Below are 554 nucleotides of genomic sequence, written 5' to 3'. Positions count from 1 at the left end.
TCTACCTGAAAAGTGCCGCAGTGCTGGTGAAGCGGCAGACGACCAGCGGGAGGAATTACTCAATTTCAGCTTGTTGCTGAATATACTGGACAACGACGGAAAGAGGTGCTCCACCACAGGAAATTATGCAGTATGAACGACTCCAGAAAACAGGTTTACCACGATAGACTTTACTTAGATGTTCTGCAAACTCCTTACGAATCAGGCGACTCGAAACAGTCTTCAAGTTATGCTTAAGGATGATGACATCACAAGCGACTAAATGTTGTTATCATTTCACCATGATAACCATGACGTATGAGTACAAGCTAAAACCGACCAAGCAACAAGCAGAACAGATCGACCACTATCTGGAGGTTTGTCGCCAGGTTTGGAATTATGCGCTAAAGGAGCGCAAAGACTGGATTGCTTCTCGGAAGTGTTCAGTCAATGCCTGCTCTCTGCATAGGGAGTACATCATCCCAGCGGACGCACCGTACCCTGATTTCAAGGTGCAGTGCCAACGGTTAACTGAAGCGAAGCGTCGCAACCCTCACCTAGCTTCGGTTAATGCC

At 47.3% G+C, this 554-nt stretch carries 2 protein-coding genes; one reads left to right on the top strand and one right to left on the bottom strand.

Annotated features, from left to right (window positions below; all coding sequences use genetic code 11):
* Positions 1-55 precede the first annotated feature (55 nt).
* Entirely contained in the window at positions 56-226 is a 171-nt protein-coding gene (locus ACK4IR_RS12420; RefSeq protein ID WP_409874647.1) for an IS200/IS605 family transposase, read from the bottom strand.
* Positions 227-281: 55 nt separating this feature from the next.
* On the opposite strand from ACK4IR_RS12420, the gene ACK4IR_RS12415 reads away from it, so the two are divergent.
* On the top strand, positions 282-554 hold a 273-nt coding region (locus ACK4IR_RS12415; RefSeq protein ID WP_409874648.1), incomplete at its 3' end, for a helix-turn-helix domain-containing protein.

This window comes from Thermosynechococcus sp. (assembly GCF_046299635.1).
In the GTDB taxonomy this organism is placed as follows: Bacteria; Cyanobacteriota; Cyanobacteriia; order Thermosynechococcales; family Thermosynechococcaceae; genus Thermosynechococcus.
The sequence above is the reverse complement of the archived record's forward strand: the minus strand, read 5'-3'. Positions and strand labels throughout refer to the sequence as shown.